Origin of the sequence: Agrobacterium tumefaciens, assembly GCA_025559845.1 — a bacterium.
In the GTDB taxonomy this organism is placed as follows: domain Bacteria; phylum Pseudomonadota; class Alphaproteobacteria; order Rhizobiales; family Rhizobiaceae; genus Agrobacterium.
Map to the genome: position 1 here is coordinate 942,584 of CP048470.1, position 21,513 is coordinate 964,096.

The following is a 21,513-nucleotide window of genomic DNA, read 5'->3' on the forward strand; positions in this document are numbered from 1 at the left end:
CCTGCCAACGCCCGGCCACGGAGGTGGTTCCGGAATTGACACGCAGGTCAGCGTTTTTATGCCGCGACGCGAGAGCTTTCATTAAAGAACAGGGCCTGGCTGATCAGCGCCTTAACCATATCCGGGTTGAAAGGCTTGGTAACAAGGAAGGTCGGCTCCGGACGCTCACCCGTGAGAAGCCGCTCAGGAAACGCCGTAATGAAAATCACCGGCATGGAGGTCATCTGAAGGATGTCCTTCATGGCGTCCAGACCAGAACTACCGTCGGCAAGCTGGATATCGGCAAGGATCATCTTCGGCTGCGTCTTGTGGAACAGCTCCAACGCTTCCGTGTGCGTCCGGGCGATGCCGGTCACCCGGTGCCCAAGATCGGTGACCATCTGCTCGATATCCATCGCGATCAACGGCTCATCTTCGATGATCATGATATCGGTCGCCACCTGACGGGCGATTTCCGAGGCGGCCTCGTCAATCAGTTCGCTGACCTCTTCTTCTGACACGTTCAGAACCTCGGCGGCTTCTGACGGCGAGAACTCTTCGACCGTGGTCAAAAGGAATGCCTGACGAGGAACGGCCGGCACGGCAGACAGATTAGCCGATGCGCGTTTTTCCCATCCAGAGAGATTTTCGTCCGTCTTTATGTTGATCGTAACGGAACTAAAAATCGATACAAACAATTGATAAAGCGAGACACGGTCACTGCTTGTCTTCGGAAAGATCTCGATATCGGCGATCAACGCTTCCAGCGTAGCAGCGACATAAGCGTCGCCCGTAGATTGTGAACCGCAAACGGCACGAGCGAACCTGCGAAGATAAGGCAGGTGCGGTGCGATGCGTGTAGAAACTGACATGGAAAACTCCCCTTTCATGCGGTCTGCACAGCAAACCGAAGTACGAACGCATGCATCGCAAAAATAGTTCCAACGGCGGGAACTATTTTTTGCGCGGTGCATTTAAAGCCGCGACACAAAAGGAATACCGGACGTTATGAGCATTTTTCAATCGGACCAAGATTCGCGGGACAATCCCGCCGCACCACAGGTTCCGCACTCCGGGCGGGCTGTGATCTCACGCAAGCTGCGTGAACTTTACGATGCCGTTCAGGATGAAGGCATTCCCGATAAATTCCTCGATCTTCTCGAAAAACTCGATGAAGCCGAAAACAAGGCAAAGAACGGGGTTTCGGAGGGATGATGGCGAAAGAGCCCGAACAGACTGAATACAATTTCAAACGGGAAATGCTGGCAGCGCTGCCAAATCTGCGTGCTTTCGCTATCTCACTCATCAGGTCCCGCGATCGCGCAGACGATCTCGTTCAGGACACCATCATGAAGGCCTGGGCGAAGCAGGATAGCTATCAGCCCGGCACCAACATGCGTGCCTGGCTCGTCACAATCCTGCGCAACGAATTTTATAGCCAGATTCGCAAGTCCGGCCGTGAAGTGCAGGATACCGACGGCGCCTACACGGCACGTTTGTCAGTCCCGCCGGAACAGCACGGCTCTGTCGACCTTCAGGATTTCCGGTCAGCGCTTGCGAAACTGCCGGATGACCAGCGCGAAGCAATCCTCCTGATCGGTGCCTCAGGTTTTGCCTATGAGGAAGCCGCAGAGATTTGCGGATGCCCTGTAGGCACCATCAAGAGCCGTGTCAGCCGGGCACGCATTCGCTTGCAGGAGCTTCTGGGTATCGAAAACGAAAACGAATTCGGCCCGGACGCGCAGACGACAGCGGCAACGGGAACGGCATCAGCAAGCATCCGCTGACGAGATCGCTCATTCGTCCTTCAAGGAAGCCGTCAAATGCCGGCTTCCTTGACCGACTGCATGACGACGAAGGTCGATGTATTTGCAACCGACGGAAGGCTGGATATTTTTTCACCCAGCACCCGCCGATATTTGCGAATGTCGCTTGTTCGTACTTTAAGCAAATAGTCGAAAGCGCCCGCAATCATATGGCACTCTTCGACCTCTTTGATCTTGCGGACCGCAGCGTTGAACTCTTCCAGCGCCTTTTCACGCGTGTCCGAAAGCTTGACCTCGGTAAAGGCGATATGGTCGACGCCGAGCTTGTGTTGATTGAGCATGGCGCGGAAGCCCAGAATATAGCCCTCATCCACCAGACGTTTGAGCCTGGTCTGGCAAGGGGTCTTTGAAAGTCCAACCTTTTTGGCCAGTTGCAGCACCGACATGCGTCCGTCTTCGCTCAGCGCCTCGATGATCTTGAGATCAAAGTGATCCAGATCGACTTCTTTTCTTGATATAGCCATTCTTATTGACGCCTTTCTGGCAAAACAAAAGTTCGTATTTCCTGTTTTATCGTAGAAATAAGGCCATATCAATTTCTGGGGCAATGATATTGTCGGCTCAGAAAAAATGATGGCCGAACCGCATAAGCAGGTGCCGTCAATTTTGGCGAAACAGCTTTTCAAGGATCATTCGGATGGCCGATGGCGTGAACACGACCGGTTTGAAAACATCAAAACACGCGGTTGGCATTTTTGAACAATTTGCACCGGCAGTCCGCGAACAGAGCGCGTTGCGCCAGGCGATCACTGCGGCCTACCGCCGATCGGAACCGGAATGCCTTGTCCCGCTTTTGCAGGCGGCAACCGTTTCGCCAGAGCAGGCAAGCGCCATTCGCACAACCGCTCGCAAACTCATCGAGTCTCTTCGTGCCAAAACCAAGGGCACCGGCGTTGAAGGACTGGTGCAGGAGTACTCGCTGTCCAGTCATGAGGGTGTCGCGCTGATGTGCCTTGCCGAGGCATTGCTGCGTATCCCCGACAAGGCAACCCGCGATGCTTTGATCCGTGACAAGATTGCCCGTGGCGATTGGAAGTCGCATATCGGTGGCGGCAAATCCCTGTTTGTGAATGCGGCAACCTGGGGTCTCGTAATTACCGGCAAACTCACCTCAACCGTCAACGACAGCGGCCTGTCTTCGGCGTTGACGAAACTGATCGCGCGTGCCGGCGAACCCGTAATTCGTCGCGGTGTAGACATGGCCATGCGCATGATGGGTGAACAGTTCGTCACCGGCGAAACGATCGCCGAAGCCATCAAGCGCTCGAAGCCATTGGAAGAACAAGGCTTCCAGTACTCCTATGACATGCTCGGCGAAGCCGCCACGACGGCGAAAGACGCAGAGCGTTATTATCGTGACTACGAAAACGCCATTCACGCGATCGGCAAGGCTTCTGCCGGGCGCGGCATCTATGGCGGCCCCGGGATTTCCATCAAGCTTTCCGCCCTGCATCCGCGTTATTCGCGAGCGCAGGCCGCACGCGTCATGGAAGAGCTTTTGCCACGGGTGAAATCGCTGATGCTGCTCTGCAAGCAGTATGATATCGGCCTCAACATCGACGCGGAAGAAGCCGATCGTCTCGAACTGTCCCTCGACCTTCTGGAGTCGCTGGCACATGATGCGGATCTTGCGGGCTGGAATGGCCTCGGTTTCGTGGTGCAGGCCTATGGCCGTCGCTGCCCATTCGTGCTCGACTACATCATCGATCTGGCGCGCCGCGCCAACCGTCGTATCATGGTGCGCCTCGTCAAGGGTGCCTACTGGGACGCCGAGATCAAGCGTGCGCAACTGGATGGTCTTGAAGACTTCCCGGTTTTCACACGCAAGGTGCACACTGACGTGTCTTACATTGCCTGCGCCCGAAAGCTGCTGGCAGCCCGCGATGTGATCTTCCCGCAATTTGCCACGCACAATGCACAGTCCATGGCGACGATTTATCATCTCGCCGGCCCGGACTTTAAGCTTGGCGACTATGAGTTCCAATGCCTGCACGGAATGGGTGAACCGCTCTACAGTGAAGTTGTTGGCAAGAAGAACCTCGACCGTCCTTGCCGCTTCTATGCACCCGTCGGCACCCATGAGACCCTGCTGGCCTATCTCGTTCGCCGTCTCCTAGAAAACGGTGCGAACTCGTCCTTCGTGAACCGCATTGCCGACCCTGCTGTTCCGGTAGACGCTCTCTTGGAAGATCCGGTTGCGGTTGTGGAAGCCATGCAGCAGCCCGGCGCGCAGCATGATCGCATCGCATCGCCAGCCGCATTGTTCGGCACCGAGCGTGCGAACTCAGCAGGCCTCGACCTTTCCAGTGAAACGACGCTGGCAACGCTGAACACCATTTTGAGCGAGAGTGCTGCGACCGAATGGAAAGCCGCCGCGCCTGAGGCAAACGGTGAGGCCCGCCCCGTCCTCAACCCTGGGGACCATGCCGATGTCGTCGGTTACGTCATCGAGCCGACCGCGGCCGACGTCGAAAAGGCAATGCAGAAGGCATCGACGTCGCACTGGTCCTCCACCGCCGTTGAAGAGCGCGCAGCTTGCCTTGATCGCGCCGCTGACCGGATGCAGGCCGAAATGCCAGCCCTGCTCGGCCTCATCATTCGTGAAGCCGGAAAATCAATGCCCAACGCAATCGCAGAAGTGCGTGAGGCGATCGACTTCCTGCGTTATTATGCGGGTGAAGCACGCAAGAACATTGGCGCCGAACAAGTGGCCCTTGGCCCGGTCGTCTGCATCAGCCCCTGGAACTTCCCACTGGCAATCTTTATCGGTCAGGTTGCTGCGGCACTGGTTGCCGGCAACCCAGTTCTGGCGAAGCCTGCCGAAGAAACCCCGCTGATCGCAGCTCAAGGGGTACGCCTGCTTCATGAAGCAGGTGTTCCGGCAGACGCCGTTCAACTTATGCCAGGCGACGGAAAAACCGGTGCAGCACTTGTCGGTTCACCGTTGACGGCAGGCGTAATGTTTACCGGTTCGACGGAAGTTGCCCGGATCATCCAGAGCCAGCTTGCTGGCCGCGTCCTGGCAAACGGACAGCCAGTCCCGCTGATTGCCGAGACTGGTGGCCAGAACGCCATGATCGTCGACTCCTCCGCCCTTGCCGAACAGGTCGTCGCCGATGTTATCGCATCGGCCTTCGACAGCGCCGGTCAGCGTTGCTCGGCGCTTCGTATCCTTTGCCTGCAGGACGATGTGGCCGACCGCACACTGACCATGCTGAAGGGCGCATTGCACGAATTGCGGATCGGACGGACCGATAGTCTGTCCGTCGATGTCGGCCCTGTCATCACGGCAGAAGCCAAGGGTATTATTGAGAAACACGTCGAGCAGATGCGAACGCTGGGCAATCGTATCGAACAGATCGATCTTGCTGGCGACACTGGCAAGGGAACCTTCGTTCCGCCAACGATCATCGAGATGAAGTCGCTCGCGGATCTGAAGCGTGAAGTCTTCGGACCGGTGCTGCATGTCATTCGTTTCAAGCGCAATGACCTCAACAACCTCATCGACCAGATCAATGCGACCGGTTATGGCCTGACCTTCGGCCTCCACACCCGCCTCGACGATACGATCAAGCATGTTCTGTCCCGTATCGAGGCCGGCAACCTTTACGTCAACCGCAACATCATCGGCGCGGTTGTGGGCGTGCAGCCGTTCGGCGGACGCGGCCTTTCCGGCACCGGTCCGAAAGCAGGTGGTCCGCTCTATCTTGGCCGCATGACGCAAAAGGCGCCGAAAATTGATCGGATCATCAGCCAGCAGGACGAAGCCGCAACGGATTTTGCACGTTGGCTGACTGAGAACGGAGAAACCGTGGCCGCCGAGGCAGCGCACGAGGCCGGTGCTCTCTCCGGCCTTGGCTTCGAAACGGAGCTGGCCGGTCCGGTGGGTGAGCGCAACGTGTATGCCCTGCATCCGCGTGGCAAAGTCCTGCTTATTCCGCAGACGGAACAGGGCCTCTATCGTCAGCTCGCCGCGGCGCTGGCAACCGGAAACAAGGTCGTCGTCGACAACACGTCCGGGCTCGAGAAGACGACCTATGGATTGCCGGCAACCGTGACCTCACGCATCAGCTGGGTCGATAACTGGGAAAAATCCGGTCCTTTCGCGGGTGCCCTGGTGGAAGGCGACGCGGAGCGTGTCGTGGAGGTCAACCGGAAGGTCGCAGCTCTGCCAGGACCGCTGGTTCTGGTACAGGCCGCGACAACGCAAGCGCTTTCCGGTGCAAGCCAGCCATACAACCTCGATTGGTTGGTGGAAGAGGTTTCCGTCAGCGTCAACACGACCGCTGCCGGTGGCAACGCCAGCCTGATGAGCATCGGCTGACAACAAGCATGGCAGGGCTCCGGCCCTGCCATTTCCTTACACGAACATTACTCAGGCGCCGTTTTCGCTTCGGCCAAAAAGCTGGTCAAGAACCTGCTCCTCCAGCCTTGCGAACTCCGGCGTACCGTGTCGGCGCGGCCGCGGTAATTTGACCTCGAGATCAAGCGCGATACGGCCCTCATCGATCACCACGATACGATCCGCCAATGCCACAGCTTCTGAAACATCATGTGTGACCAGAACGGCGGTAAACTTCTGTTTGCGCCAGATGCGCTCCAGAAGAAGCTGCATTTCAATGCGCGTCAGAGCGTCGAGCGCACCAAGCGGCTCGTCAAGCGCAAGGATCTGCGGGTGAGCGACCAATGCTCTTGCCAGTGCCACACGCTGTTTCTGTCCACCTGACAGCACATAGGGCCATTCTCCTGCCCTGTCCTTCAGACCCACCTCGTCGAGAATGGCGAAGGCCTGTTCTCTGGCCTGGTCCCCCTTGGCAATGCCTGTCAGGCCGACCGAAACATTGTCTGCGATCCGCTCCCACGGCAGCAGCCGAGGTTCCTGGAACATGATGCGGGTCCGGTCCTGCGGATCTTTCGAAACCGTACCGGAGGTAGGCGTTTCAAGCCCGGCCAGAATGCGCAGCAGCGTGCTTTTTCCGCAGCCGCTCTTGCCGATGACGGCGAGAAATTCACCCTGATGCACATCGAGATCAATCCCCCGCAGCACGGGTTTATCGCCAAAGGTCTTTGCAACGTTTCGAAGACTGAAGGCGATTTTGCCTTTTTCTTTGACGCCAGTTGATGGGACAGCTTTCGTTTCCACCGTGTCCGGCCGCCGCAAAGTTGTAACGTTCCCCGTCGACATTGAACTACCTCTCAAGCTTTTTTGAAGGCCGGATGCCATTGCAGGAAAATGCTTTCGAGGAAGCGTGCGAAACTATCCGCGAGCTTGCCGAGAAGCGCATAGATGAGGATCGACAGCACCACCACGTCGATCAGCAGAAACTCGCGTGCCTGCATGGCCATGTAGCCGAGACCGGAAGAAGATGAGATCGTTTCCGCCACGATGAGCGTTAACCACATGATGCCGAGGGCATAACGCAGACCCGTGAAAATGGCTGGCAAAGCGCCGGGGAGAATAACCCGGCGAAACAGGGTGAAGGGCGACATCCCGTAGGTGCGCCCCATCTCCACCAGTTGCGGATCAACGCCTTGGATGCCGAGCAGTGTATTGATGTAGATCGGGAAGAACACACCTAACGCGACAAGGAAGAGCTTTGCTTCCTCGTCGATACCGAACCACAAGATGACCAGAGGAATAAGCGCCAGATGCGGAATGTTGCGGATCATCTGCAACGTCGTATCGGTAAAGCTGCGGGAAAATTTCGACAGTCCGTTGGCGAGGCCGAAAATGAACCCGATGGCACCACCGATCGCAAAACCCGCCAACGCCCGCGCCGAACTCACGCCTATATTGTTCAAGAGTTCGCCGGAGAGCAGCAACCGCCAGAACGCCTCTGCCACCGCAGACGGCGCCGGCAGAACATTGGCCGAGATCAACCCTGCTCTGGCCGCAACTTCCCATCCAAGAATGATCAGCGCAGGCAAAAGCCAGCCGATAACGCTGCCGCTTGCCGTCTGGATTTTTTTGCTCATGAAGCGTCCTCCGGCGTTGCTATCAGTTTGTCGCGCCAGACCAGACGGCATCCTTGATGCTGATCTGTTTCGGGGTCAGCCCGAGCCGATAGAACCGGTCGGCAGTTTCCTGCTGGCCCGCAGTGATCTTGTCGTCGATCTTGGTGATACCGAATTCAGAACGGTTTGCAGCCAGCGTCTGCGCTTCAAGTGGCACGCCTGTCACCTCATGCAGAGCGGCAGCGACCTTGTCGCGGTTTGCCGCAGACCATTTCGCCGCCTCACCGAGCGCATCCACCGTGACGTTGATCGTTTCAACGTTGGACTTCGCATAGTCGCGGTTGGCGAGGAAATACGTGTTCACATCCAGCACGTCCGATGTACGAGCGAGCGTCACCGGCTTGTAACGGGTTTCGGCGATGGCAAAGAAAGGGTCCCAGACAGCCCAGGCATCTATCTTGTCACTGGCGAAAGCAGCCGCAGCATCAGCCGGGCTCAGATAGACCACCTCGATATCTGAGAACTTCAGGCCGTTTTTCTCCAGTGCCGCGACGAGGAGATTATGCGCACTGGTACCCTTGCCAACCCCGACCTTCTTGCCCTTGAGATCGGCAACAGACTTGATGCCGCTTGCTTCTTTGGCAAAGACAGCCTCACCCTTTCCGTTCGAAGGAAGCGCTGCGACATAAACGATCGCCGAGCCCGCAGCCTGTCCGAAAATTGGCGGCGCGTCGCCTGTCCAGCCGACATTGATCGAGCCGACGTTCAGAGCTTCGACAAGAGGCGGTCCGGCGGTGAATTCGACCCAGGAAACCTTGACACCCTTAGCCTCGAGCGCCTTTTCGATCACGCCTTGCTGGCGGGCGATAACCGGCAGGCCCGTCTTCTGGTAGCCGATTTTCAGTTCTTCGGCAGCGCTGGCCTGGAATGGCACGGTGGAAAAAAGCGCGGCAGCAAGAACGCTTCCAGAAAAGATACGACGGGTCAGGCCCTGCATTGGTGTCTCCTTGTCGCCGATCTTCCGGCCGATTTCGATATGGAGACATGCTAGATTTTTCCACTTGAACGATAGAGAAACAATCATTCAATAAATTGGCAACCCCGGAAATATCATTCTTTAGGGAGCGCCATTGCGGAGAACGCTAAAGGACGTTTCAAAATTCGACGCTTTTGAGCGCGGCAAAAACTGCGAAGCCAAGATGGTCGTTTTATTCTCCACAGCAATCAGATAAGACGCCGAAACGCCCTTTCTATTTGGGACTGCGGGCGCGTTGGTGCGAGGATGAAATGGATTCACGCAGAAGGCTGATCCCCGATATCGTCACCCTGCAGGCTTTCGAGTGTGCCGCAAGGCACGGAAACTTTACGCGCGCTGCAGAAGAGCTCAATCTGACCCAGAGCGCCGTTAGCCGCCAGATCAGCGACCTCGAAGCACAGACCGGTATGCAGCTTTTCGAGCGCATCCGCAGGCGTGTCGTTCTTTCCGAGGCCGGCCGAAAATTTCTGCCGGATGTTCGCCGCCTGTTGCAACAATCCGAACAGCTCATGGTCCGCGCCGTCTCTGCCGGCACCTCGCATGCATCTCTTTCCATCGCCACACTCCCGACATTCGGAAGCCGCTGGTTGATGCCACGCCTGCACAACTTCCTGACAGCAAACCCGCAGACGACAATTACTGTCGGCTCACGATCTCACCCCTTTGATTTCGACGAAGAGGGGTTCGATCTTGCGATCCATTACGGTCAGCCGGTCTGGGCGCATGGAACCTGCACCTTCTTGTGCGACGAGGTGATCGTGCCGGTTGCCAGCCCGGCGCTGCTGACATCGAACGGTATCACAGCGCCACAAGACCTCGCCGACGAACCGCTCTTGCATTTGACCACACGTCCAAAACTCTGGACGGAGTGGATGGAGATGAACGGCGTCATCACACAGCATGCCTACCGAGGCAGTCGCTTCGACCAGTTTTCGATGATCATAGAGGCCGCCATCAGCGGAATAGGCTTCGCGCTTTTGCCCAAATACCTGATCGAAGCGGAACTGGCCTCAGAACGCCTCATCATCGCTTTCGACGCGCCCTTGCAGACCGACAAAAGCTATTACGTTGCCCTGCCCGAAGGAAGGCAGGACAACATGCTGGCCCGTGCGTTTCAGAGCTGGCTGCTCGAACAGGTCGGCAAGCCGCTCTGATGTCTTTTCACGATCAGACGCCAAAGGCTCGTTGCAGGAACTTTCCGGCAATCACGGCGCCATCCTGAGAAATGCTGTGACCGAGGCCCGGCAAAACATGCAGTTCTGTCTCCACGCCGGCTGCCTTGAATATATCCGATGCCTTGACGCTCTCGGAGACCGGCATGATGTGATCCTCATCGCCATGAATGAGGGTCAGCCGTGTCGACGGTGATGGGCTGATGGGTTGCGGCGAAGCAAGGCGGCCAGAAAAGGCAGCGACGGCGGCGACCGGCAGTCGTCCCGATGCCAGGACGTCAAGCGCCATGATCGAGCCTTGCGAAAAGCCGACCAGTGCGACGCGCTGCGGATTGTCGGCAAGTCCGTGCTCGCTAATGATTTCGCCGATAACGCGATCAAAATCGCCCCTTGCAGCCTGCACCCGATCCGGACGATTTTGTTCGGTAACGCCTTCGATGCTGAACCATTGCCGTCCGGGACCGCGCCCGAAAGCAAACGGACCATCGGGGCTGACGAAGTCCGTATTGGGCAGCAGGCCATTCCATAGATTGGCGAGCGGAGCGAGATTGGCTCCATTGCTGCCAACGCCATGCAACAGAATGACGAGGTTGCGTGCGCCGACTTCAGTCATATCTTAGTCCTTTGAAAGGTTCACGTCATCGAGGCCAGGCAAATCGGGACCAACGGGAACGATTTGTGTCGGATTGAGTGCCTTGACCGAATAATAGCCACGCTTGATGTGATCGATGCTCACCGTCGAGCGGACACCGGGAATATCAAGCACGCGCATCATATAGGCCTGCAGATCGGGGTAATCCGCAATGCGCCGACGATTGCACTTGAACAGGCCGAAATAGGCCGCATCGAAGCGGACAAGGGTGACAAATAGCCTGATATCCGTTTCCGTTGGAACATCGCCAAACAGGAATGGGCCGCTTGAGGCAAGCCGCGCCTCCAGTTCGTCCAACGTCGCAAACACATCCGCAAACGCTTCTTCGTAAGCGATCTGCGTGGTGGCAAAGCCTGTTCTGTAAACGCCATTGTTCAGGCGCGGATAGATGTAGTCATTGAGTGCATCTATCTGCGACCGCAAATTCGCTGGGTAAAGATCGAGGGTATTGTCTGCCAGGTCACCGAAACCAGAATTGAGCATGCGCAGGATATCTGCGGATTCGTTGTTGACGATGGTCTTCGTCTTCTTGTCCCAGAGCACCGGAACTGTGGCGCGACCGGTATAATGCGGATCGGCGCGTGTATAGAGTTGGTGCATGTAGGTGACGCCGTTCAGCGTGTCGTGATCCGAACCCGGATAGTCCCCGAACTTCCAGCCTTCGTCGGACAGAAACGGCTCGACCACGGAGACAGAAATGACGTCTTCGAGCTTTTTAAGTTTGCGACCGATCAGCGTGCGCGACGCCCAAGGGCAAATCAACGCGACATAGAGATGATAGCGACCGGGCTCGGCGTTAAAACCGCCTTCACCTGTCGGTCCAGCCGAGCCATCCGGTGTAACCCAGTTGCGAAAACCGGATATCTGACGGACAAAACCGCCCTTTTTGTCCGTTGCCTGTACCGGATGCCAATCGGCTGTCCACTTTCCGTCCACGAGCATTTGCAGCTCTCCGTTCATCTATCGATGAACACCTTATGGGCCCCACGGCGCCGCTGCGGCAAGCCGCACTTCGGTTGACGCACTGTTTCCTAAGGCGCGACAACGCCGTTTTTAAACCTTGAGGTTGCCGTCAAAGACGATTGCGAAAAAAGGGATTCCAGCGAACTGTGCCAAGCCTGACTTTCTCTCGGATCATGGTGAGAAGACCTGAAGCTGCTATGACGCCTAGTCCCAAGATCGCAGTGGCATCGGGATATTCATGGAAGAAGGTCGCACCGATGGCGACGGCCCAAAGGATCTGCGAATAATGAGACGGCGCGATCTGGCTGGCAGGCGCAATCCGTGTTGCAACCAGCAGCGTGATCTGTCCGGTCGCAGTACAGAGGCCAATAAATGCAAACGCCAATATCTGATGCAGATTTGGCGCGACAAATTCGGGGACCGACGCAACGCCGTTGAAAACAAGACCATATGTCAGGAGCACACCCATGATGGACGTGCGCTTTTCCTTGCCTGCCAAAGAGCGCAGCAGAACTATGGTCATGGCCGCAAGAAACGCAACGCCGATTGCCGCAACATGCCCCAATTCAAGCGCCTTGAAGCCCGGCCTTACGACGAGCATCACGCCAACGATGCCGGCCAGCACCGCCGCCCAACGCCACGGTCCGATGTCTTCCTTTAGTACCACGGCTGAAAGCACGGTGACGAACAGCGGTGACAGGAAGATCAGAGCATAGGCTTCCGCCAGCGGAATGGTTGTAAATGCGTAGATACCGAGAATGCCTGCGAAGAGACCAGAGATTGCACGACCGTGCACGGCGAAAGGACGGCTCATGCGCCAGAAATCGCGCCATCTCTCGTCACGGGGTCTACTGAAATAGATAAAGATGCCGGAAAAGAGAATGCTGAAAAAGCCGATCTGGAAGACCCCGATCTGCGAGCCGAGCGACTTGATCGTCGCGTCCCCCCAGGAAAAGCTGGCATAGGCAAACAAGCCGAGCAAAAAACCTTTTTGCATTTCAGGAACCCCGAGCATCGGACAGGCGGGCAAGAAGCCAATCCGCAAAAAACCATGAGCAAACAACGACGCTCATCGAGCATCGCCGCCAGCACAATCGTTGCAGATTTTCTCCTCTGCTCCAGAGCTAGACCCGGCTACTTCCGAGTGCAAGCCACCAAACGGCAAAAATAAACCCGTTTACCCGCACCAGCGCGAATCACCGGAAGGTGCGACAAATTTATCCCAAACCCGCAACGATAGCGGACCGCGCAAAGCCTTTTTTAAGCTCGCACCCAACCACTAAATGGCGAATGCTGAACGTAATCACACAAGCTTCATGCAAAGCGAATAGGCCACTCTCACACCGGCGCTTGGCGACGGACGGGAAGGCGGCTAAACAACGTGTGGTGGAGATGTCACCGCTCCCCCGAGTCTTTACAGTGCACAGTTCGAACAAACGCGGGATATCCGAAAGGAAGACGAATGCGGATAGTCATGATCGGCTCCGGTTATGTGGGCCTTGTCTCCGGCGCTTGCTTTGCCGATTTCGGCCACGACGTCATCTGTGTCGACAAGATGCCGGAAAAAATCGAGGCTTTGAAAACTGGCCATATTCCGATCTTTGAACCCGGCCTGGAGACGATCGTCGCCAACAATGCCAAGGCTGGACGTCTAAGCTTCACCACCGACCTAACCGATGCCGTCAGCAATGCTGAGGTCGTTTTCATCGCCGTTGGCACGCCGTCGCGTCGTGGCGATGGCCACGCCGATCTCGGTTATGTCTATGCCGCAGCCAAAGAGATCGCTCACGCCATCACCGGTTTTACCGTCATCGTGACGAAATCGACTGTCCCCGTAGGGACTGGCGATGAGGTCGAGCGCATCATCCGCGAAGAAAATCCGTCAGCCGATTTCGCTGTTGTGTCGAACCCGGAGTTTCTGCGCGAGGGTGCGGCAATCGAAGACTTCAAACGACCAGACCGGATCGTGGTCGGACTTTCGGACGAGCGCGCCCGCCCGGTCATGACGGAGATCTACCGTCCGCTCTATCTCAACCAGTCGCCGCTGCTCTTCACGACACGACGCGCATCCGAACTGATCAAATATGCCGCCAACGCGTTTCTCGCGATGAAGATCACCTTCATCAACGAGATGGCGGATTTGTGCGAGAAAGTCGGCGCCAACGTTCAGGATGTGTCGCGCGGTATCGGCCTCGACGGTCGCATCGGCTCCAAATTTCTGCATGCTGGTCCAGGCTACGGTGGTTCGTGCTTTCCCAAGGACACGCTGGCGCTTGCAAAAACGGCACAGGACTACGACAGCCCCGTTCGCCTGATCGAAACCACCATCGCCATCAACGACAACCGCAAACGCGCCATGGGCCGCAAGGTCATCAATGCCGTGGGTGGTGATGTGCGCGGCAAGAAAATCGCCGTGCTCGGTCTGACCTTCAAGCCGAACACCGACGACATGCGCGACAGCCCAGCAATCGCCATCATCCAGACACTGCAGGACGGCGGTGCAAAGGTGATTGGATACGACCCTGAGGGCATGGCAAACGCGCGCCACGTGCTTGAGAACATCGAGTATGCCGAAGGGCCGTATGAAGCCGCAGAAGATGCTGATGCAGTGGTTATCGTGACCGAGTGGAACCAGTTCCGCGCGCTCGATCTACCACGCCTGAAAGCAATCATGAAAAGCCCGATCCTGGTGGATCTGCGTAACATCTATCGAACTGACGAGGTATCGGCGCACGGCTTCGCCTATGCCGCTATCGGTCGCCCATAAAGGTACTTCGGACTATGCGTTATCTGATAACCGGCACAGCTGGCTTCATCGGCTTTTACGTGGCAAAACGCCTGCTCGATCAGGGCCATTTCGTGGTCGGCTTCGACGGCATGACGAAGTACTACGATGTCAGCCTGAAAGAAAAACGTCACGCAATCCTCGCCCGGTCCAACGGTTTCAGGGCAGAGATCGGCATGCTCGAAGATGCCGATGCGTTGAAACGTGCTGCAGAGGCTGCCGAACCTGAGATCATCATTCATCTCGCCGCCCAGGCGGGTGTTCGCTACAGCCTCGAAAATCCCAAAGCCTATATCGATTCCAACCTCACGGGATCGTGGAATGTACTTGAACTGGCAAAGTCCATTGGTGTCAAACATCTGATGCTGGCTTCGACCTCGTCCATTTACGGGGCGAACGAGAAGGTGCCATTTGCTGAAAGCGACAAGGCCGACGAGCCGATGACGCTTTACGCCGCAACGAAAAAATCCATGGAGTTGATGGCGCATAGCTATGCCCATCTCTATAAATTGCCCATCACGGCATTCCGCTTTTTCACGGTCTACGGCCCCTGGGGTCGCCCTGATATGGCGCCAATCAAATTCGTGGATGCGATTTCGAACGACCGCCCGATCGATATATACGGTGAAGGCAATATGAGCCGCGATTTCACCTATATCGATGACCTGGTTGAAGGCATCGTGCGGTTGAGCCAGGTCATTCCATCCGAAGACAACCGTGTCACGCAGGACGGCGTCACCGACTCTCTGTCACGGCACGCACCGTTCCGCGTCGTGAATGTCGGCGGTGGTCAACCCGTCCAGCTGATGCATTTCGTCGAAACCGTGGAAAAGGCTGTCGGCAAACCAGCAATCCGCAACATGCTGCCCATGCAGCAAGGCGATGTGCCACGTACATTCGCCTCGCCAGACCTGCTGCGTGCGTTGACAGATTATGTGCCGCAAACGTCCGTCGAACAAGGCATTGAAGCGCTGGTAGCGTGGTATCGCGACATGCAATCAGGCCGGGTTTAACCCCGGCCTTGCAAAGATGCTGTTCGTGCTCCGCTACGGCAGCGAATATGCGATCACGTAATCGCCCGGTTTCGTTCCCACGGAACCGTGACCGCCAGCAACCATGACAACATATTGTTTGCCGTCGTCGAGTGCATAGGTCATCGGTGTTGCCTGTCCACCTGCCGGAAGCCGCGCATCCCAAAGCTGCTTGCCGGTGGTCAGGTCATATGCCCGCAGATAATTGTCGACCGCAGCACCAAGAAACGCAACGCCACCCTTGGTGATGATCGGTCCGCCAATGCCCGGCACCCCGATCTTGAAGGGAAGTGGCAGCGGCGTCATGTCGTAGACGGTGCCGTTCTTGCGCTTATAGGCAATATCTCCGGTACGCAGGTCGGCACCGGCGACGTAGCCCCATGGCGGCGCCTGGCAGGGAATTTTCAACGGACCGAGAAACGGCCCCATAAAGACACCGTAGGGCGCTCCATCATTGCGGTTCAGACCCTGCTCACTGCCCTTTTCATCCTGTCCTTTGGGTGGAATCTGATCACGCGGAACAAGACGCGAGGTGAAGGCAAGGTAGGTCGGCATGCCAAACATCACCTGCCGCTCAGGATCAATTGCCACGCTGCCCCAGTTGAACGTACCAAAATTGCCGGGATAAACGAGCGTACCCGTCAATGATGGCGGCGTGTAGCGCCCCTTGTAATTCAACTGATGAAAGCTGATACGGCACGCAAGCTGATCGAACATGGAAACGCCCCACATGTTCTTTTCCTGAAGCGGGGCGGGCTTGAATGTCAGTAGCGACGTCGGCTGCGTGGGCGCGCTGAAATCTTCCGGGATAGCACCTCCAGGTGCCGGTTCTTCGGTAACCGCCAGCAGGGGCTCACCGGTACGGCGGTCGAGAACATAGATGTCACCCTGTTTGGTCGGCCCCACCAGTGCGGGAACTAGGGTTCCGTCTTGTTTGGTGATGTCGAGAAGCACCGGCTGGGCAGGAACGTCCATGTCCCAGAGATCGTGATGGACGGTCTGGCGAACCCAGCGGTCCTTCCCGGTGTTGATATCCAGTGCGACGATTGACGACGAGTATTTCTCGACGCTCTCGCTGCGCCCCATGCCAAGCTGGTCAGGCACCTGGTTGCCGAGCGGGATATAAACGAGACCGAGGTCCTCATCATAACTGAACACGGACCAGCTATTCGGTGAGTTTGTGGTGTAAGTCTCACCCGGTCCAAGCGGTTCGGTTTTCGTCGGATTTCCCGAATCCCAGTTCCAGATCAACGCGCCCGTGTTGACATCAAACGCGCGAATGACGCCTGATTGCTCCTGCGTCGAATAATTATCGTTCACCGCGCCGCCGATGATGATCTTTCCCGCGACAATCACAGGCGGTGATGTGGAGTAATAATAGCCCGCTGGATTATATTGCATGCCCTGCTCAAGGTGCAGCACACCCTGATCGGCGAAGGAGGTGCATATCTGTCCGGTCTGCGCATCGAGTGCAATCAGGCGTGCATCCGAGGTGGGCAGGTAGACGCGCTGTGCGCAAGCGGTTCCCGGTGCAGCTGACGGTTCGGCATAATAGGAAACGCCACGGCAAGTCTGATGCTGCCGGTCCGGGTTGAGGCCGACGTTCGGATCGTACTTCCATTTTTCCTTGCCGGTTGCGGCGTCAATGGCAATCGCCCAATTGTGAGGCGTGCAGATATAAAGCAGCCCGCCAACCTTGAGCGGCGTGACCTGGTAGGTGGTCTCGCCCACGTCGTCCGGCAGCTTGACGTCGCCGGTCTGGTAACGCCAGACTTCCTTCAACTGAGAGACATTGTCGACAGTGATCTGCGTCAGGGGCGAATAACGCTGGCCGTAAGGTGTGCGACCATACTGATGCCACTCATTATCAGGCACATCGCCGCCATAGACCGGTGCAGACACCAGCTTTTCCTGCGGCAACTCTCCAGACTGATTGTGCGGGTCTTGCGTCATCGAGTAACCGGCGACGATGATCGCGATCAGAACCGAGAGCGCCAGCGGCCAGGCGTTCGGACCGTAAACCGTTCCCGTAGGGCTCGCAAACCCGAGCGGTTTCTTGATCCAGGGGGTCAGCAACCACAAGCCGATGAGAATGATGACACCGCCACGAGGCCCGAGCTGCCACCAGTCGAAACCGACTTCCCAAATTGCCCAGACGAGGGTGGCAAGGATGAGAACCGCGTAGACGTGAAGCGCAAACTTGCTGCGCTTGAACAACAAGACGGCGGTGAGCACGAAGGCCAGCCCCGACAAGGCATAATAAAAGCTTCCGCCCAGCATCACCAGTTGTGAGCCGAACCCGAACAAAGCAAGGCCGATAAGCGTGAGAATAACTGCAGTGACTGTAACTGCCATGAATTGCCCCCGATTCCCTGTCATTTTGCGTGCAACGAAGTCGCGGGCATTTGGTTCCGTCTGGCTCTCTTTTTTATTCAAGCCAAGCTTGAAGTGTCACTCATTTATGCAATCAAAAGCTTATTTTGCCGTCCATCCACCATCGATCGAGATGGTTGTTCCGGTGATGGATCGGGCCATGTCGCCACAGAGATAAAGCGCCATCTCAGCAATCTCTTCCGGCTGGACGAACCGCCTGGTCGGCTGAGGGGCAAGAATGACCTTTTTGATAACATCTTCTTCGCTCATGCCATGCACGCGGGCCTGATCGACAATCTGCGCTGCGACAAGCGGCGTCAAAACGTATCCGGGGCAGATGGCATTGCAGGTAATCCCCTGCTCGGCCACTTCCAGTGCCACGCTTTTCGTCAGCCCCACCACCGCATGTTTGGTCGCCACATAGGGTGCTTTGAAAGGCGATGCCCGCAAGCCGTGCGCGGATGCGATATTTATGATGCGGCCCCATCCCCTTTGCTTCATGCCAGGCAAGGCGGCATGGGTTGCATGGAAAGCACTATCCAGCGAGACGGCAACAATCCGCGAGAAATCTGCGAAATCAAACTCATCGATCGGGGCGACCTTTTGAATGCCGGCATTGTTGACCAGCACATCGATGCCGCCAAGTTTGCCAATCACGGTTTCGGCGAGATGGGCGCTTTCTTCATATTTGGCCAGGTTGGCGGAGAAATAGACAGGCGTATGCCGGGCGTTTTTTGCCACTGTTTCAAGCACCTGAGCCGCATCTTCAGGCTGTTCGATGCCGTGGAGCGCCACGAGATATCCTGCCTCCGCAAAACGTTTGGCAATTGCCAGCCCAATGCCGCTCGTCGATCCTGTGACAAGGACGATCTTCGGTTCTGTGTCTTCGCCCATAGCCTAGTCCTTCAATTGCGGCAGGTTGCGAAACAGTTCAAGCGCTTCCGGATTGGCCAGCGCATCGGCATTTTTAACCGGCCGGCCATGGATCGTGTCCCGGACAGCGATCTCGGAGATTTTGCCGGAGCGGGTACGCGGGATAGCCCCGACTGCAATGATCTTCGCCGGAACATGGCGCGGCGTCGCACCAGAACGGATACGCGTGCGTATGGTCTTTTCCAGCTCGTCGGTCAGGATTACACCGCCCTTGAGACGAAGGAACAGAATGACGCGCTGGTCGCCATCGATATCCTGTCCGACCGCAATTGCCTCCTCGACGTCCGGTACGGTTTCCACCTGCCGGTAAATTTCCGCCGTGCCGATGCGCACGCCGCCCGGATTGAGCGTTGTGTCAGAACGGCCGTGGATGACATAACCGCCGGACGGTCGTCTTTCAGCGAAATCGCCGTGCGCCCAGATGCCGGGGAAACGGTCGAAATAAGCCGCCTGATAACGCGAACCATCCTCATCGCCCCAGAATTTGACCGGCATGGACAGATGCGCATTGCGGCAGACAAGCTCACCCGGCACGCCGGAAACAGATCGCCCCTGATCGTCCAGTGTGTCTATTTCCATACCGAGCATGGCGCCCTGCAACTCACCGCGGTGCACCGCTTGCAACGGATTGCCACCGAGGAAACAGGCGCAGATATCCGTGCCACCGGAAATCGAGGCGAGATGCACGTCAGCCTTCCACTCTCGATAGATGTAATCGAAAGAGGCCGGGATCAGCGGTGATCCGGTTGAAAGAATGGTTCTGAGGGACGAGAGATTGTGGCTCTCCCGCGGCTTCACCCCTGACTTCAGGCAGGCGTCGATGAACTTTGCCGATGTCCCGAAAGTGGCGATGTTTTCCGCATCGATCAGATCGACCAGACGCGCGGATGACGGATAACCGGGATTGCCGTCATAGGTAACAAGGGTTGCTCCGAGGGCCAGGCCTGAAACCTGCCAGTTCCACATCATCCAGCCGCAGGTGGTAAAATAGAAAAACCGTTCGCCGGACTGGATATCGCATTGCAGCTTCTGTTCCTTCATGTGCTGAAGAAGCAGCCCACCACCAGAATGGGTGATGCATTTCGGTTTTCCTGTCGTGCCGGAGGAATAGAGGATAACCAGCGGCGCCTTGATCGGCAGACGATTAAAAGCGATCTCTCCCGCATCAAATGGCGCAACAAAATCTGCAATCGTTGTGCAGCCAAGGTCAGCAAGAACTGCCGGGACCCTGTCTCCTATCAGGACAATCTTTTCAGGTCTGGCGCTTTCCGCCACAGCTCGTATTGTCGGTGCGACATCGATGCGTTTACCAGCATAACCGTATTCCGCCACCGCGATCAGGATTTTCGGATCGATCTGCGACAGTCGGTCAGATGCCCCGGCCGGCCCAAAATCCGGTGAACAGGACGACCAGATCGCACCGATGGCGCTCGTCGCCAGATAACCGACTATCGCCTCTATATCGTGGGTGACGATCGCCCCGACACGATCGCCTTCTCCAACGCCTGCAGCGCGAAGAGCCTGAACCAGACGGGAAACATCATCGTATAGCTTGCGCCGGGTTACGGTCCGCCTGGTACCATCATCCCGATGCGCGATGATGGCCAAGCGGTCGTCGGCATCGCGTAGAAGGTTTTCGGCATAATTTACCCGTGCTTTCGGATAGAAGACGGCATCGCGGATCGACTTTCCCGCGACGAAGGACCTGTCTCCTCGCTCTCCGATGATATCGAGCTCATCCCAGAGAGCGTCATAAAAACCTTCGGGATCGCGGACCGACCAGCACAGGAGCGCTGGATAATCATCCGGCTCGGCTCCATGCCGCGGTTTCGTTTTTTCAGCAAACAGAAAGAGTGCCGACTGCCGCAGCCGGGACTGCGGCGGGCTCCACAGAATATCCGACGGTGTGACTGCGTTCATGCATCACCTCCCCGCAACATCTCGACGATTGCCGAAAAATCGCGATCACCGCTGCCCTCCCCCACAAACCCTTCATATAGCTCGGCGGCGGCTTTCCCGAGTGGGGTGGAGGCCCCCGCGCCATTGGCGGCTTCCTGTGACAGCTTCAAATCCTTTAACATCAGGGCTGCGGCAAAACCCGGCCTGTATTCATTGTTGGCAGGTGACGTCGGCACCGGACCCGGCACTGGGCAATAGGTGGTGAGCGACCAGCACTGTCCCGACGAGGTTGAAGCAACATCGAAAAGCGCTTGATGCGAAAGACCAAGCTTTTCGCCCAGCACAAAGGCCTCGGACACGGCGATCATCGAAATACCGAGGATCATGTTGTTGCAGATCTTTGCCGCCTGTCCGTTGCCACCCTTGCCGCAGTGGACGATCTTCTTGCCCATTGCCTCGAGGATCGGTCTTGCTGCTGCGAAAGCATCCGCCTCACCGCCACACATGAAGGTCAGGGTTCCAGCTGCTGCCCCGCCAGTGCCTCCAGAAACGGGCGCATCGATAGACGGGCAGCCTGCAGATACCGCCAGCGCATGGGCCTTCAAGGCGCTCTCCATATCAACAGTGGAGCAATCGATGAGAAGTGTTCCGGACGCGACCTTCTGCACCAGATCACCATAAACGGAAACCACATGTTCGCCCTTCGGCAACATCGTTATGACGACATCCGCACCATCTATCGCGGTCTCGGTCGCTGCCGCGACCGGTACACCCGCCTGCCTTGCGGCAGTGATGCAGGCCTCGGCAAGATCGAAACCTCTGACGGCGTATCCCGCCTTCACCAGATTGACAGCCATGGGCAGGCCCATATGCCCCAGCCCAATAAAAGCGACGGTTTGCATGGTCTTA

The 21,513-nt window shown here is 57.0% G+C and carries 18 protein-coding genes; 6 read left to right on the forward strand and 12 right to left on the reverse strand.

Annotation, left to right across the window (positions count from 1 at the left end; all coding sequences use genetic code 11):
- Positions 1-56: 56 nt before the first annotated feature.
- Positions 57-851: a response regulator gene (locus FY156_20710; protein ID UXS03943.1), complete on the reverse strand. Its 795-nt coding sequence runs from the start codon at positions 849-851 to the stop codon at positions 57-59.
- 136 nt (positions 852-987) lie between these two features.
- On the opposite strand from FY156_20710, the gene FY156_20715 reads away from it, so the two are divergent.
- Entirely contained in the window at positions 988-1,194 is a 207-nt protein-coding gene (locus tag FY156_20715) for a hypothetical protein (GenBank protein UXS03944.1), read from the forward strand.
- Entirely contained in the window at positions 1,194-1,766 is a 573-nt protein-coding gene (locus FY156_20720; protein UXS03945.1) for a sigma-70 family RNA polymerase sigma factor, read from the forward strand. The genes FY156_20715 and FY156_20720 overlap by 1 nt, the downstream gene beginning before the upstream one ends.
- Positions 1,767-1,798: 32 nt before the next feature.
- On the opposite strand, the gene FY156_20725 is transcribed toward FY156_20720, so the two are convergent.
- Positions 1,799-2,269, reverse strand: coding sequence for a winged helix-turn-helix transcriptional regulator (locus FY156_20725; GenBank protein ID UXS05178.1), 471 nt, complete (start codon positions 2,267-2,269; stop codon positions 1,799-1,801).
- 173 nt (positions 2,270-2,442) lie between these two features.
- On the opposite strand from FY156_20725, the gene putA reads away from it, so the two are divergent.
- Positions 2,443-6,129 carry a trifunctional transcriptional regulator/proline dehydrogenase/L-glutamate gamma-semialdehyde dehydrogenase gene (gene putA / locus FY156_20730; protein UXS03946.1) on the forward strand — a complete coding sequence of 1,229 codons (3,687 nt, stop codon included), beginning with the start codon at positions 2,443-2,445 and terminating at the stop codon, positions 6,127-6,129.
- Between the two features lie 51 nt (positions 6,130-6,180).
- Here the strand turns inward: putA and FY156_20735 are convergent, their stop codons facing one another.
- The 3 genes from FY156_20735 to FY156_20745 are packed head-to-tail and all read right to left on the reverse strand — an operon-like array spanning position 6,181 to position 8,757.
- A complete protein-coding gene (locus FY156_20735; GenBank protein UXS03947.1) occupies positions 6,181-6,990 on the reverse strand; it encodes an ATP-binding cassette domain-containing protein in 810 nt (269 codons plus the stop codon).
- A gap of 11 nt (positions 6,991-7,001) precedes the next feature.
- Entirely contained in the window at positions 7,002-7,781 is a 780-nt protein-coding gene (locus tag FY156_20740) for an ABC transporter permease subunit (protein UXS03948.1), read from the reverse strand.
- 22 nt (positions 7,782-7,803) lie between these two features.
- Positions 7,804-8,757 carry an aliphatic sulfonate ABC transporter substrate-binding protein gene (locus tag FY156_20745; protein UXS03949.1) on the reverse strand — a complete coding sequence of 318 codons (954 nt, stop codon included), beginning with the start codon at positions 8,755-8,757 and terminating at the stop codon, positions 7,804-7,806.
- Positions 8,758-9,047: 290 nt separating this feature from the next.
- On the opposite strand from FY156_20745, the gene FY156_20750 reads away from it, so the two are divergent.
- Positions 9,048-9,950 (forward strand): LysR family transcriptional regulator, encoded by a 903-nt coding sequence (locus FY156_20750; GenBank protein ID UXS03950.1) that lies wholly within the window; start codon positions 9,048-9,050, stop codon positions 9,948-9,950.
- A gap of 13 nt (positions 9,951-9,963) precedes the next feature.
- Here FY156_20750 and FY156_20755 read toward each other — a convergent pair whose 3' ends face one another.
- The 3 genes from FY156_20755 to FY156_20765 form a co-directional block, all read right to left on the reverse strand.
- Positions 9,964-10,581 (reverse strand): prolyl oligopeptidase family serine peptidase, encoded by a 618-nt coding sequence (locus tag FY156_20755; protein UXS03951.1) that lies wholly within the window; start codon positions 10,579-10,581, stop codon positions 9,964-9,966.
- Between the two features lie 3 nt (positions 10,582-10,584).
- The gene (locus FY156_20760; GenBank protein ID UXS03952.1) at positions 10,585-11,562 is read right to left on the reverse strand and encodes a glutathione S-transferase family protein; all 978 of its coding nucleotides are present in this window, start codon (positions 11,560-11,562) and stop codon (positions 10,585-10,587) included.
- Between the two features lie 130 nt (positions 11,563-11,692).
- Positions 11,693-12,580, reverse strand: a complete 888-nt coding sequence (locus tag FY156_20765; protein UXS03953.1) for a DMT family transporter — start codon at positions 12,578-12,580, stop codon at positions 11,693-11,695.
- Between the two features lie 465 nt (positions 12,581-13,045).
- Between FY156_20765 and FY156_20770 the strand changes: the two genes are divergently transcribed.
- On the forward strand, positions 13,046-14,350 hold the full coding sequence (locus tag FY156_20770; GenBank protein UXS03954.1) for a UDP-glucose/GDP-mannose dehydrogenase family protein: 1,305 nt from the start codon (positions 13,046-13,048) through the stop codon (positions 14,348-14,350).
- A gap of 14 nt (positions 14,351-14,364) precedes the next feature.
- Positions 14,365-15,381 carry an NAD-dependent epimerase gene (locus tag FY156_20775; protein ID UXS03955.1) on the forward strand — a complete coding sequence of 339 codons (1,017 nt, stop codon included), beginning with the start codon at positions 14,365-14,367 and terminating at the stop codon, positions 15,379-15,381.
- Between the two features lie 33 nt (positions 15,382-15,414).
- On the opposite strand, the gene FY156_20780 is transcribed toward FY156_20775, so the two are convergent.
- The 4 genes from FY156_20780 to mmsB all read right to left on the reverse strand — a co-directional run bounded on the left by FY156_20780 (position 15,415) and on the right by mmsB (position 21,506).
- The gene (locus tag FY156_20780) at positions 15,415-17,754 is read right to left on the reverse strand and encodes a glucose/quinate/shikimate family membrane-bound PQQ-dependent dehydrogenase (GenBank protein UXS03956.1); all 2,340 of its coding nucleotides are present in this window, start codon (positions 17,752-17,754) and stop codon (positions 15,415-15,417) included.
- A gap of 120 nt (positions 17,755-17,874) precedes the next feature.
- Positions 17,875-18,666, reverse strand: a complete 792-nt coding sequence (locus tag FY156_20785; GenBank protein UXS03957.1) for a 3-hydroxybutyrate dehydrogenase — start codon at positions 18,664-18,666, stop codon at positions 17,875-17,877.
- A 3-nt stretch (positions 18,667-18,669) separates the two neighbouring features.
- Positions 18,670-20,625, reverse strand: a complete 1,956-nt coding sequence (locus FY156_20790; protein ID UXS03958.1) for an acetoacetate--CoA ligase — start codon at positions 20,623-20,625, stop codon at positions 18,670-18,672.
- The gene (mmsB, locus tag FY156_20795) at positions 20,622-21,506 is read right to left on the reverse strand and encodes a 3-hydroxyisobutyrate dehydrogenase (protein ID UXS03959.1); all 885 of its coding nucleotides are present in this window, start codon (positions 21,504-21,506) and stop codon (positions 20,622-20,624) included. The genes FY156_20790 and mmsB overlap by 4 nt, the downstream gene beginning before the upstream one ends.
- Between the last annotated feature and the right edge of the window lie 7 nt (positions 21,507-21,513).